At 78.9% G+C, this 14524-nt stretch carries 1 protein-coding gene; it reads left to right on the plus strand.

Going from position 1 to position 14524, the window contains the following annotated elements; all coding sequences use genetic code 11:
- The first annotated feature begins 209 nt into the window (after nucleotides 1–209).
- The gene (locus tag ACFT41_RS17120) at nucleotides 210–14501 is read left to right on the plus strand and encodes an SDR family NAD(P)-dependent oxidoreductase (RefSeq protein WP_377613908.1); all 14292 of its coding nucleotides are present in this window, start codon (nucleotides 210–212) and stop codon (nucleotides 14499–14501) included.
- Nucleotides 14502–14524 lie beyond the last annotated feature (23 nt).

Consider the following 14524-nt stretch of genomic DNA (forward strand, 5'->3'; position numbering starts at 1 on the left):
GGTGGGGCACGGGCACGACGGTCTGCGGGGCTCGCCCCATCATCTCCTCCGCCGCAGGTCGCGCCGGTCGCTCGGCGGCCGGAACTGGGGACGACTTAGGGGTGTGACAGGGGTAGGTCGCCGGCAGGCCGCTGGGAAGACTTGTGCCGTTACGGCGAGCGAGGTCTACGCCGCGGATGAGGAGTCTCGCCGAGCGGACGGATGGTGACATGCTTCGGAGCGACCTGGTCCAGCCGTTGCCCGGTCTGCTGAGGAGACACGCGGGGGAGTTCGGCGACCGGGTCGCGTTCCGCGACGACCGCCGCGCGGTCCGGTACGCCGACCTGGAGGCGCGTACCGCCCGGCTGGCCGGGCATCTCGCGGCGGCAGGGGTGGGCCGGGGCGAGCGGGTGGCGTTCTGCCTGGGCAACCGGGTGGAGACGGTCGAGACGTGGCTGGCGGTCACCCGGGCCGCCGCGGTCGGCGTACCGCTGAATCCGCGCTGCACCGACGCGGAGCTGGCGCACCTGCTGGACGACTCCGGCGCGGTGCTGGTCGTCACGGATCCGGAGCACCTCGACCAGGTGTTGCGGCTGCGCGCCGACCGCCCCGGCCTGCGGGTCTGGGTCACCGGCGACGACCCGGCCCCCGACGGCGTGGCCGCCTGGGGCGAGCTGGCCGACGCCGAACCGGGCGTGGCGGCCCGTGACGACCTGGGCCTCGACGAGGTCGCCTGGATGCTCTACACCTCCGGCACGACGGGCCGGCCCAAGGGCGTGCTCTCCACCCAGCGCACCTGCCTGTGGTCGGTCGCGTCCTGCTACGTGCCGATCCCCGGCCTCACCGGCGGCGACCGGGTGGTCTGGCCGCTGCCGTTGTTCCACAGCCTGTCCCACATCGGCTGCGTGCTCAGCGTCACCGCCGTCGGGGCGAGCGCCCGGCTGGTCGACGGCTTCTCCGCCGACGACGTGCTGCGCGCCGTCGCCGAGGACTCCGCGACGGTGCTGGCCGGGGTGCCGGCCATGTACCACCACCTGGTCGCCACCGCCCGCAGCTCCGGCTTCCGCGCCCCGGACCTGCGGGTGTGCCTGGTCGGCGGGGCGATCACCACCGGGGCGCTGCGCCGGGCGTTCGAGGAGGCCTTCGACGCGCCGCTGCTCGACGCGTACGGCAGCACCGAGACCTGCGGCTCGATCGCCGTCACCCGGCCGGACCGGCCCCGCGTCGAGGGTTCCTGCGGGCAGCCCGTGCCCGGCGTCGAGGTGCGCCTGGTCAGCCCGCAGACCGGCGTGGACGTCCCGGTCGGCGCGGAGGGCGAGGTGTGGGTACGCAGCCCGAGCGTGATGCTCGGCTACCACGGCCTGCCGGAGGTGACCGCCGCCGCGCTGCGCGACGGCTGGTACCGCACCGGGGACCTGGCCCGCCGCGACGCCGACGGCAACCTCTTCGTCACCGGCCGGCACCAGGAGCTGATCATCCGGGGCGGGGAGAAGATCCACCCGGCGGAGGTGGAGGAGGCGCTGCGGTCGGTGCCCGGCGTCGCCGACGTGGCGGTCACCGGCCGGCCGCACGAGGTGCTCGGCGAGGTGCCGGTGGCGTTCGTCGTCCCCGGCCCGGACGGCGTCGACCCCGACGCCGCGTACGCGGCCTGCCGGGAGCGGCTGTCCTACTACAAGGTCCCCGACGCGCTGTACGAGATCGGCCAGGTGCCCCGCACCGCGTCCGGCAAGGTCACCCGCCGGCTGCTGCTGGAGCGGCCGGCCCGGCTGCGCGCGGTCAACGGAGGCCACCACGACACGCTGAGCCGGGTCACCTGGCAGCCGCTGGACCTGCCCGCCGCGGCGCAGCCCGCCCCGGAGCCCGGCCCCGAGCCGCGCCGTTGGGCGGTCGTCGGGGCGGGCGGCGCGGCGCTGGCGGAGGCGCTGGCCGTGGCGGCACCGGGGGAGGTGTTCCGGGCGTACCCGGACCTCGCCGCGCTGGGCGACGACCCGGACCTCCCCGACGTGGCGCTGCTGCCGGCCGGCGTCGCCGCCCCGCCGGACCTCGCCGGGCGGCTGGGTGACCTGCTCGCCGACGCGCGGTACGCCGGCACCCGGCTGGTGCTGCTGACCACCGGTGCGGTCGACGCGTCCACCGGCGACCGTCCCGACGACCCCGACCTGGCGCCGGCGGCCGTGCAGGCGTGGGCGTGGGGGCGCTGCCTGCGTGCCGCGTACCCGGATCGGGTCGTGCTGGTCGACCGGGACGCCGAGGACCTGTCGCTGGCCCTCGTCCCGGCCGCCGTGGCTGCCGGAGTCGCGCAGGTCGCGCTGCGGGCCGGCGCGGCCCGACACCCGGCCCTCGGGCCGGTCCCCGCCCGCGCGCCGCGTCGGCCGGCGACGGTGGCCGACCCGGCCGCCCCGGCGGTGGTGACCGGGGTCGACGGGCCGACCGGGGCGGCGCTGGCCCGGCACCTGGTCGCCGCGCACGGCGCCCGCCGGTTGCGGCTGGCGCCCGCCGGTCGGCCCGACGACGCCGCCCTGCGCCGCCTCGTCGCGGACCTCACCGCCGCCGGCGCGCAGGTCGCCCCGTTCGACGCCGACGCCGCCGCGCAGGTCGCCCGGGCGGACGCCGCCGACGAACCGGTCGGCGCGGTCTTCCTCTGTCCGTCCGCCGCCGACCTCGCCGACGACGCCGCCGTCGCGGCGCTGCTCGCCTTCGCCGAGGTGCTCGACGCCGGGACCCGGCACGCCGCCGCCACGGCGTTCACCGTCGCCGTCCCGGCGGCCCTGCTGCTGGGCGCGGCCGGCCGGGAGCGGGCGGCGGCGGCCGTAGCGGCCCTGCACGCCCTGGTCGCCCGCCGCCGTGCGGCGGGCCTACCCGCCCGGCTGATCGGCACGACCGGCCCCGCCGACCCGACACGGGGGACCGGCCCCGCCGACCCGACACGGGGGACCGGCCCCGCCGGCCCGACGCAGCCGGCCGACCCCGCCGGCCCGACGCGGGGGACCGGCACCGCCGCAACGGTGCGGGCGGCCGAGGCCGGTGCTCCGACGGGCGGGAGCGCCGCCGACCTGGCCGCGTTCGACGTCGCCCACGACGGCGACGACCTCGTGCTGCTCGCCGTCCCGGCCGACGCGACCCATCCGGCCTGGCGGCTTCCCGCCCCCACGGCGGGCGACGGCGCCGACGCGCCCGACGCCGCCGAGCTGCGCCGCCGGCTGGCCGGCCGCACCACCGCCGAGGGCGACCGGCTCCTGCTCGACCTGGTCCGCGCCGCCACCGCCGACGTCGCCGGCCTGCCCGGCCCGGCCGCCGTCCGGCCCGGCCGCGCCTTCAAGGAGTTGGGCTTCACCTCCGTCGGCGCGGTCGCCCTGCGCGACCGGCTGGCCCGGGCCACCGGGGTACGGCTGTCCGCCACGGCCGCGTTCGACCATCCGAGCCCGGACGCCCTCGCCCGGTACGTCGCCGCCCGGCTGCGCGGCGGCCCCGTCGCGCCCGCCGGGCCGGTGGCCGCGCCCGACGCCGCCGATCCCGTGGTCATCGTCGCGATGGCCTGCCGGCTGCCCGGCGGGGTCGCCTCCCCGCAGGAGCTGTGGGACCTGGTCGCCGAGGGCCGGGAGGGGCTCACCGGGTTCCCCACCGACCGGGGCTGGGACCTGGCGCACCTGTTCTCCGACGACCCCGACGACCCCGGCACGTCGTACGTGCGGGTCGGCGGGTTCCTGCCCGACGCGGCGGACTTCGACGCCGCCCTGTTCTCGATCAGCCCCCGCGAGGCCCTGGCGATGGACCCGCAGCAGCGGCTGCTGCTGGAAACCTCGTGGGAGCTGTTCGAGCGGGCCGGCATCGACCCCACCTCGCTGCGGGGCAGCGCCACCGGCGTCTTCACCGGCGTCATGCACCACGACTACGCCGCCAACCTGTGCCAGGCCCCGCCCGGCACCGAGGGCTACCTGGGCGTCGGCACCGCCGGCAGCGTCGTCTCCGGGCGGGTCGCGTACGCGCTCGGGCTGGAGGGGCCGGCGGTCACCGTGGACACTGCCTGCTCGTCGTCGCTGGTGTCGCTGCACCTGGCCGCCCAGGCGCTGCGCGCCGGGGACTGCGACCTCGCGGTGGCCGGTGGCGTCGCGGTGATGGGCACCCCGCAGGCGTTCGTCGAGTTCAGCCGGCAGCGCGGGCTCGCCCCCGACGGCCGGTGCAAGGCGTTCGCCGACGCCGCCGACGGCACGGGCTGGTCAGAGGGCATCGCCGTGCTGCTGCTGGAACGCCGCTCCGCCGCCCGCCGCAACGGCCACCCGGTGCTCGCCGTGCTGCGCGGCAGCGCGATCAACTCCGACGGGGCGTCCAACGGGCTGACCGCCCCCAACGGCCCCGCCCAGGAACGGGTCATCCGGCGGGCCCTCGCCAACGCCGGCCTCACGCCGGCCGACGTGGACGCGGTCGAGGCGCACGGCACCGGCACCCGGCTCGGCGACCCGATCGAGGCGCAGGCGTTGCTCGCCACGTACGGGGCGGGACGCGGCGACGCCGAGCCGCTGCGGCTGGGCTCGTTGAAGTCGAACCTCGGCCACACCCAGGCCGCCGCCGGTGCCGCCGGGGTGATCAAGATGGTGCTCGCCCTGCGGCACGGCACGCTGCCGGCGACCCTGCACGTGGACGCCCCGACGTCCGAGGTGGACTGGGCCGGCGGCGCGGTGGAGCTGCTCACCGAGGCGCGCCCGTGGCCGGCGGTGGACCGGCCGAGGCGGGCGGCGGTCTCGTCGTTCGGCATCAGCGGCACCAACGCCCACGTCATCATCGAGGCGCCCGCCGCCGACGAGGAGGCCGCAGCCGCCGCCCCGGCCGCCGAGCCCGGGCCCCGGGACGCCGGCAACGGCGACCTGGCCGCGGTGGGCGCCGCCGGCCGTCGGCTGCCGGTGCCGTGGCCGCTGGCCGCCGCCACCGGCGAGGCGCTGCGCGACCAGGCGGCCCGCCTGCTCGCCTGGCTCGACGGCCCCGGCGCGCACGTCGACCCCGCCGACGTCGGGCACGCCCTGGCCACCACCCGCGCCGCCCTGGAACACCGGGCCGTGGTGCTGGCGGGCGATCCGGCCGCCGCCCGCGCCGGGCTGACCGCGTTGACCCGGGGCGAGGCGGAATCCGGCACGGCCGCCGTGCTGACCGGCCGGGTCGTCGACGGCCGGCTCGGCCTGCTCTTCGGCGGGCAGGGCGGCCAGCGCCCCGGGATGGGCCGCGAGCTGCGCGCCGCGTACCCGGTCTTCGCCGACGCGTTCGACGCCGCCTGCGCCGAGCTGGACCGCTGCCTGGCCGGGCCCGCCCCGCACCCCGTCGCCGACGTGGTCGCCGCCGCCGACGGCACCGACCTCGCCGCACGCCTCGACCACACCCTCTACACCCAGCCGGCCCTGTTCGCCTTCGAGGTGGCCCTGTACCGGCTGCTGGAGTCCTGGGGCGTACGCCCCGACGCGCTGCTCGGCCACTCCGTCGGCGAGCTGGCCGCCGCGCACGTCGCCGGGGTGTTCTCCCTCGCCGACGCGGCGGCGCTGGTGGCCGCCCGCGCCCGGCTGATGCAGCAGCTCCCCGACGGCGGCGCGATGGTGGCCGTGGAGGCCGACGAGGCCGAGGTGGCCGCCCACCTCACCGACCGGGTCGGGCTCGCCGCCGTCAACGGCCCGTCCAGCGTCGTCCTCTCCGGCGACACCGACGCGGTGCTGGCCGTCGCCGCGACCCTGCGCGCCGCCGGCCGGCGCACCAGCCGACTGCGGGTGTCGCACGCGTTCCACTCGCCGCGCATGGAACCGATGCTCGACGCGTTCCGCGCGGTGGCCGCCGGCCTCACCTACCGCACCCCGCACCTGCCGGTGGTGTCCAACCTGACGGGTGAGCCGGTCGACCCGGCCCGGCTCTGCTCGCCCGGGCACTGGGTGGACCACGTACGGGGCACCGTCCGCTTCCTCGACGGAATGCGTGCCCTGCGCGGGCTGGGGGTCACCACGTTCCTGGAGGTCGGCCCCGGCGGGGTGCTCACCGCGATGGCCCAGGACTGCCTCGCCGACGACGACGCCGACGAGCTGGCCTTCGTCCCCGCCGTGCGGACCGTCGACGGCGAACCGGACGCGCTGGCCGCCGCCGTGGCGCGGCTGCACGTGCGGGGCGTCGCCGTGGACCCCGCCGCCCCCGCCGGCGGCGGGCCGCGCCGCCGGGTCGACCTGCCCACGTACGCGTTCCAACGCCGGCACTACTGGCTGCCGTACCCGGCCGTGGCCGCCCCGGCCGACGACGGGTCGGCCCCCGCCGCCGGCCTGTACGCCGTGGACTGGCTGCCCGCCGCGACCCCGGCGACGCCGGTGCCGGCCTGGGCGCTCGCCGACGGGACGCCGCCGGCCGGCCCGCTGCCGCCGCTGCTGGTGCTGCGGGTCGGCGACGGCGACGGCGACCCGGCGGCGCCGGTGCCCGACCGGGCGCACGCCGTCGGCCTGGCCACCCTCGGCGTGCTCCAGCGTTGGCTGGCCGACCCCCGCGCCGAGACCACCCGCCTCGCCGTCGCCGTCCGCGACGGCGACCCCGCGCACGCGACCGTCGCCGGGCTGGTCCGCGTCGCCCAGGCCGAGCACCCCGACCGGTTCCTGCTGCTGCACCTCGACGCGACCGACGACGCGGGGATCCGGGCGGCCCTGGCCGCCGGCCCCGACGAGCCCGAGGTCGCCGTCCGCGACGGCCGGGCCCTGCTGCCCCGGCTGCGCCCCGTCGAACCCGCCAGTGGTTCGCCGGCACCGGCGGCGGACTCCGGCGGGCCACTGCCCCCGGTGCCGACCGGCGGAACGGCCACGCCCGCCGGCGGGCCGCTGCCGGCGGCGTCGTACCCCCTCGGGCCGCTGCCGGCGCTGGCCGGCGGGACCGTCCTCGTCACCGGCGGCACCGGCGGGATCGGTCGGCTCGTCGCCACCCACCTCGCCACCGTCCACGACGTCGCCGAGCTGGTGCTGCTCAGCCGCACCGGCGGGCACGCCGACTGGATGGACGCGCTGACCGCCGCCGGGACGACCGTGCGGGTCGTCGCCGCCGACGTCGCCGACCGGGCCGCCCTCGACGCGGTGCTCACCCCGCTCGCCGGGCGGCTCACCGCCGTCGTGCACGCCGCCGGGGCCACCGACGACGCCCTGCTCACCGGCCTCGACGCGGCCCGCTGGGCGCGGGCGCTGCGGTCGAAGGTGCACGGCGCGTGGCACCTGCACGAGCTGACCGCCGGCCTCGACCTGGCCGCGTTCGTGCTGTTCTCCTCCGCGTCGGCGGTGTTCGGCAGCCCCGGGCAGGGCAACTATGCGGCCGGCAACGCGTTCCTCGACGCCCTCGCCGCGCACCGCCGCGCCCACGGGCTGCCCGCCACCGCCCTCGCCTGGGGCCTGTGGGCCACGCCGGAGGGGATGGCCGGCCAGCTCACCGCCGCCGACCTGGCCCGCCTCGCCCGGGGCGGCACCCGCCCCCTGGACACCGCCGCCGGCCTGGCCCTGCTCGACGCCGCCCTGCACGCCGGCCGGCCCGCGCTGGTGCCGATCGGGCTGGACCTGGCCGCCGTCCGGGCCGCCGGGGAGGTACCCGCCCTGCTGCGGGCGCTGCTGCCCCCGCCGCCGCGCCGGGCCGTCGACGCCGACCCCGCGCCCGCGTCCGCCGCCGGGTTCGCCGACCGGCTCGCCGGGCTCACCGAACCCGAGCGGGCCGCCGCGCTGCTCGACCTGGTGCGCGCCCGGTGCGCCACCGTCGTCGGGCACGCCGGCGGCGAGCAGATCGAGCCGCGCCGCCCGTTCAGGGACCTCGGCTTCGACTCGCTGATGGCCGTGGAGCTGAGCAACCGGCTCTCCGCCGGCACCGGCGTCCGGCTCGCCCCGCACGCCGTGTTCAACCATCCCACCCCGGAGCTGCTCGCCGCGCACCTGCACGCCCGGCTGCTCGGCACCACCGCCGCCGAGGTCACCGCCGCCACCACCACCGTCGCCGCCGACGAACCCGTCGCCGTCGTCGCCATGGCCTGCCGGTTCCCCGGCGGCATCGGCTCACCCGAGCAGCTGTGGCGGCTGCTCGCCGACGGCACCGACGTCATCGGCGACCTGCCCACCGACCGGGGCTGGCCCGACCTGTACGACCCGGTCCCCGGCACCCCCGGCCGTACCTACGTGCGCTCCGGCGGGTTCCTCACCGGCATCGCCGACTTCGACGCCGCGTTCTTCGGCATCAGCCCCCGCGAAGCCCTGGCCATGGACCCGCAGCACCGGCTGCTGCTGGAGACCTCCTGGGAGGCCCTGGAACGCGCCGGCATCGACCCGGGCACCCTGCGCGGCAGCCGCACCGGCGTGTTCGCCGGCACCCACGGCCAGGACTACACCGACCGGATCGCCTCCGGCGTCGCCTCCGACGACGGGGAGACCACCGCCGACGAGGGACACCTGCTCACCGGCACCGCCGCCAGCGTCCTCTCCGGCCGGGTCGCGTACGCGCTCGGGCTGGAGGGGCCGGCCGTCACCGTCGACACCGCCTGCTCGGCGTCGCTGGTCGCGCTGCACCTGGCCGCCCAGGCGCTGCGCGCGGGCGACTGCGACCTGGCCCTCGCCGGCGGCGTGTCGGTGCTGTCCAGCCCCGCCGGGCTCACCGGGTTCAGCCGCCAGCGCGGCCTCGCCGCCGACGGCCGGTGCAAGGCGTTCGCCGAGGACGCCGACGGGTTCGGCATGTCCGAGGGCGTCGGCGTGCTCGTCGTGGAACGCCTCTCCGACGCCCGCCGCCGCGGCCACCCCGTCCTCGCGCTGATCCGGGGGACCGCCGTCAACTCCGACGGGGCGTCCAACGGGCTGACCGCCCCGAACGGGCCGTCCCAGGAGCGGGTCATCCGGGCCGCGCTGGGCGCCGCCGGGCTCGGCCCCGCCGACGTGGACGCCGTCGAGGCGCACGGCACCGGCACCCCGCTGGGCGACCCGATCGAGGCCGAGGCGATCCTCGCCACCTACGGCCAGCGCCCCGCCGACGCCCCGCCGCTGCTGCTCGGCTCCGTCAAGTCCAACCTCGGGCACACCCAGGCCGCCGCCGGCGTCGCCGGGGTGCTGAAGATGGTCCTCGCCATGCGGCACGGCGTCCTGCCCCGCACCCTGCACGCCCAGCGGCGCACCACCCGCGTCGACTGGGCCGCCGGCGCCGTGGAGCTGCTCACCGAGGCCCGCCCGTGGCCGCGCGCCGACCGGCCCGCCCGCGCCGGGATCTCCTCGTTCGGCATCAGCGGCACCAACGCCCACGTCGTCGTCGAGGCGGTCACCGAGCCGGAGCCGGCCGCCGACCCGCCCGTCGCCCCCGCCGCCCTGCCGTGGCTGCTGTCCGCGCGTACCCCCGAGGCGCTGGCCGGGCAGGCCCGCCGGCTGCGCGCCCACCTCGCCGGCCACCCCGACCAGCCGCCACTCGACGTGGCCTGGTCGCTGGCCACCACCCGGGCCGCGTTCGACACCCGGGCCGTGGTCGTCGGCACCGACCCCGACCGGGTCGCCGCCGCCCTCGACGCGCTCGCCGCCGGCAGCCCCGACCCCGATCTGGTACGCGGCGACGCCACCGCCACCGCCGCCGGGAAGGTCGTGTTCGTCTTCCCCGGCCAGGGCTCCCAGTGGCCCGGCATGGGCCTCGACCTGCTCGACCAGGCACCCGTGTTCGCCGAGCGGATGGCCGCCTGCGACGCGGCCCTGCGCCCCCACCTGGGCTGGTCGGTGCTGGACGTGCTGCGCCAGGCCCCCGACGCGCCGAGCCTCGACCGGGTCGAGGTGGTGCAGCCGGCCCTGTTCGCGGTGATGGTGTCGCTGGCCGAGCTGTGGCGCTCGTACGGCGTGCGGCCCGCCGTCGTCGTCGGCCACTCGCAGGGCGAGATCGCCGCCGCCTGCGTCGCCGGGGTGCTCTCCCTGCCCGACGCGGCGAAGGTGGTGGCGCTGCGCAGCCGCGCGATCCGGGCGCTGGCCGGGCACGGGGCGATGGCGTCCGTGGCGCTGCCCGCCGACGTGGTCCGCGACCGCATCGCCCGCCACGGCGACCGGGTCGCCGTCGCCGCCGTCAACGGGCCGGCCGCCGTCGTCGTGTCCGGCGAGGAGGCCGCCGTCGAGGAGGTGCTCGCCGAGCTGGCCGCCGACGGGGCCCGGGTGCGTCGCATCGCCGTCGACTACGCCTCCCACTCCGCGCAGGTGCAACGGATCCGCGCCGAGCTGGCCGAGGTCCTCGCCGGCATCGCCCCCGGCCCGGCCGCCGTGCCGCTGTTCTCCACCACCGACCTGCGCTGGCTCGACGGGCCGGAGATGGGCCCCGACTACTGGTACCGCAACCTGCGCCAGCCGGTCGAGCTGGACCGGGCCGTCCGGGAGCTGGCCGCCGGCGGGCACGACACGTACGTCGAGTGCAGCCCGCACCCGGTGCTCACCGTCGGGATCTCCGAGACCCTCGCCGAGCACGAGGCCCCGAGCATCGTCGTCGGCTCGGTGCAGCGCGACCAGGGCGACCGGGGCCGGTTCCTGCTCTCGGCGGCCCAGCTGCACGTGCGCGGCGTCGCCGTGGACTGGCGGCCCGCCCTGGCCGGCGGCCGGCGCGTCGACCTGCCCACCTACGCGTTCGCCCACCGCCGCTACTGGCCCCGGCCCGCCACGGGCCCCGGCGACGTCGGCGCGGCCGGCCTCGACGCCGCCGGGCACCCGCTGCTCGGCGCGTCCGTGGCGCTGGCCGAGGCGCGCGGGCACCTGTTCACCGGCCGGCTCGCTGCCGGCGCACCGGCGTGGCTGGCCGACCACCGGGTCGGCGGGACCGTCCTGGTGCCCGGCACCGGCCTGGTCGAGCTGTGCCTGCGCGCCGGCGACGAGGTCGGCTGCCCCGTCCTCGACGAGCTGGTCATCGAGGCCCCGCTCGCGCTGCCGGCCGGCGCCGCAGGGGGCCCGGGACCCGGCCCGGCCGGCGCCGCTGGCACCCCGGGAGCCGGCCGCGCCGCGACCCAGGTGCAGCTCACCGTCGGCGCGGCCGACGACACCGGCCGCCGCGCCGTCGCCGTGCACTCCCGCCCCGCCGACGCCCCGCCCGGCGCCCCGTGGGCGCGGCACGCCAGCGCGACCCTCTCCGCCGAGCAGCCCGCCCCGCCCGCCGGGCTCACCGCGTGGCCCCCGCCGCACGCCCGCCCCGCCGACCTCGCCGGCTTCTACGCCGGGCTCGCCGCCGACGGCTACGCGTACGGGCCGGCATTCCAGGGGCTGCGCGCCGTCTGGACCGGCGACGACGAGGTGTACGCCGAGGTGGAGCTGCCCGCCGGGCAGCGCGCCGACGCCGACCGGTACGGCCTGCACCCGGCCCTGCTCGACGCCGCCCTGCACGCCGCGCACTTCGGTGGCATCGGCGACGCCGGGCCGGACCGGCTGCTGCTGCCGTTCGCCTGGAACGGCGTCGCCCTGCACGCCGCCGGCGCGTCCGCGCTGCGGGTCCGGCTCACCCGGATCGCCCCGCACGCCGTCGCGCTGACCGTCGCCGACGCCACCGGCGCACCGGTGGCCGAGGTGGCGTCGCTGGCGATGCGCCCCATCTCCCGCGCCGAACTCGGCACCCGCGACGCCGCCGTCGACGACGCGCTGTTCCGCCTCGACTGGCAGCCCCTCGCCGCCCCGGAGACCGCCGCCCCGGCCCGGGTCGTCGCGCTCGGCCGGGCCGTCGGCGCGTTCCCGCACCACGCCGACCCGGCGGCGCTCGCCCGCGCCGTCGACGGCGGCGCGGCCCCGCCCGACGCCGTCCTCGCCCCGCTGGGCCGGGCCGATGCCCTGCCGGCCGGTTCCCTCCCGGCCGGCACGCCGGGGACCGCCGGCCCGGACGGAACCTGCACGCCGGGGACCGTCGGGGGAACCGCCGACCGGGCGCGGGCCGTCGCCGCCGAGGCGCTCGCCCTCGTCCAGGGCTGGCTCGCCGACCCCCGCTGGGCGGCCACCCCGCTGGTGCTGCTCACCCGGGGCGCGGTCGGCGTGCACAGCCCCGCCGAGGTCGACGACCCCGACGCCGCCACCGCCTGGGGCCTGGTCCGCTCCGCCCAGTCCGAGCACCCCGACCGGTTCGTCCTGCTCGACGCCGACGCCCCGCCCAGCGACGCCGAGCTGACCGCCGTCCTCGCCGCCGCCGAACCCCAGGTGGCGCTGCGCGGCGGCACCCCGTACGCCCCCCGGCTGGCCCGCCGCGTGGAGGCCGCGACGCTCACCCCGCCGGCCGGCGCGACCGCCTGGCGGCTCGACGCCCCGACGCGCGGCAGCCTGGAGAACCTCACCCTCGCCCCCACCGACGCCGCCGACGCGCCGCTCGGCCCCCTCGACGTGCGGGTGCGGGTCCGCGCCGCCGGCCTCAACTTCCGTGACGTGCTCAACGCGCTCGGCCTCTACCCCGGCGACCCCGGGCCGCCCGGCGGCGAGGCGGCCGGCGTGGTCACCGAGGTCGGCGCGGACGTCACCGACCTGCGCCCCGGCGACCGGGTCCTCGGCGTCTTCGTCGGCTGCTTCGGCCCCGTCGCCGTCACCGACCGCCGGCTGCTCGCGCCGATGCCCGACGGCTGGACGTTCGCCCAGGCCGCGTCCGTGCCGGTGGTGTTCCTCACCGCCTACCACGGGCTGGTCGACCTGGCCGGGCTGCGGGCCGGCGAGTCCGTGCTCGTGCACGCCGCCGCCGGCGGCGTCGGCATGGCCGCCGTGCAGCTCGCCCGCCACCTCGGCGCGCAGGTCTACGCCACCGCCAGCCCCGGCAAGTGGCCCGCCCTGCGGGCGATGGGCGTCCCCGACAGCCACCTGGCGTCGTCGCGCACCCTCGACTTCGAGCCGCACTTCCTCGCCACCAGCGGCGGGCGCGGCGTCGACGTGGTGCTCGACTCCCTCGCCCGGGAGTTCGTCGACGCGTCGCTGCGGCTGCTGCCCCGGGGCGGCCGGTTCGTCGAGATGGGCAAGACCGACCTGCGCGACCCCGACCGGGTCGCCGCCGACCACCCCGGCGTCGCCTACCAGGCGTACGACCTGACCACCGTGGACCCCGACGAGATCCAACGGATTCTCGTCGAGCTGATGGGCCTGTTCGCCGCCGGGAAGCTGACCCCGCTGCCGGTGCGGGCCTGGGACGTCCGGCAGGCCCCCGACGCGTTCCGCCACGTCCAGCAGGCCCGGCACGTCGGCAAGGTGGTGCTCACCGTGCCGGCCCCGTGGGACCCCGACGGCACCGTCCTGCTCACCGGCGGCACCGGCCTGCTCGGCGGCCTCGTCGCCCGCCGCCTCGTCACCGGCCACGGCGTACGGCACCTGCTGCTGGCCAGCCGGGGTGGCCCCGACGCACCCGGCGTCGCCGAGCTGACCGCCGAGCTGACCGCCCTCGGCGCCACCGTCACCGTGGCCGCCGCCGACGTCGCCGACCGCGCCGCCGTGGCCCGGCTCGTCGCCGCCGTGCCCGCCGCGCACCCGCTCACCGCCGTCGTGCACCTCGCCGGGGGTCTCGACGACGGCGTGGTCACCGCGCTCACCCCCGACCGCCTCGACACCGTCTTCGCGCCGAAGGTGGACGCCGCCCGGCACCTCGAAGAGGCCACCCGCCACCTCGACCTCGCCGGGTTCGTGCTGTTCTCCTCCGGCGCCGGGGTGTTCGGCGTGCCCGGCCAGGGCAACTACGCCGCGGCCAACGCCTACCTCGACGCCCTCGCCGCCCGGCGGCGCGGCGCGGGCCTGCCCGCCCAGTCGTACGCGTGGGGCCTGTGGGAACAGGCCAGCGCGATGACCGCGAAGCTGGACCGCGCCGACCCCCGGATCACCGCCCGCGACGGCCAGCTCACCCTCGGCTCCGACCTCGGCCTGGCGCTGTTCGACGCTGGGCTGGCCGCCCCCGAGGAACACCTCGTGCCCACCCGGGTCGACGTGACCGCCCTCGCCGGCCGCGCCACCGTGCCCGCCCTGATGCGCGGACTCGTCCGACGCGTTCGCCCCCGGGCCCGCGCCGAGGCCGCCCCCGGCGGCCGGGACCTCGCCGGCCGGCTGCGCGCCCGCACCGCCGGGGAACAGTCGGCCCTGCTGCTGGACCTGGTCCGGGCCGAGGCGGCCACCGTCCTCGGCCACGCCACCCCGGACGCCATCAGACCGGCGCAGGCGTTCAACGAGATCGGCTTCGACTCGCTGACCGCCGTCGAGCTGCGCAACCGGCTCACCGAGGCCACCGGCCACCGGCTGCCCGCCACCGCGATCTTCGACTACCCGGACCCGACCGCGTTGGCCGGCTTCCTGCGCGCCCAGCTCGTGCCCGACGGCGGCGAGGCGGCGCCGGCCATCCTCGCCGAGCTGGAGAACCTGGAACGGTCCCTGGCCGAGACGGTCGTCGAGGCGGAGCTGCACACCCAGGTCGCGGCCCGGCTGGAGGTGCTGGTCGCCAAGTGGCGCACCATGCGCGGCGCGTCCGCCACCGACGACGACCTGGACCTGGATCTCGACCAGGCCAGCGACGACGAGATCTTCAGCCTGATCGACACGGAACTCGGGCTGTGATGCCCGACCCGACGCGCGGACCC

The sequence above is a fragment of the Micromonospora sp. NPDC057141 genome (genome assembly GCF_042670805.1).
In the GTDB taxonomy this organism is placed as follows: Bacteria; Actinomycetota; Actinomycetes; order Mycobacteriales; family Micromonosporaceae; genus Micromonospora.

What these genes read in the sequence shown, in the direction of transcription:
- ACFT41_RS17120 (WP_377613908.1), top strand. Translation starts at nt 210, where the DNA reads ATGCTTCGGAGCGACCTGGTCCAGCCGTTGCCCGGTCTGCTGAGGAGA.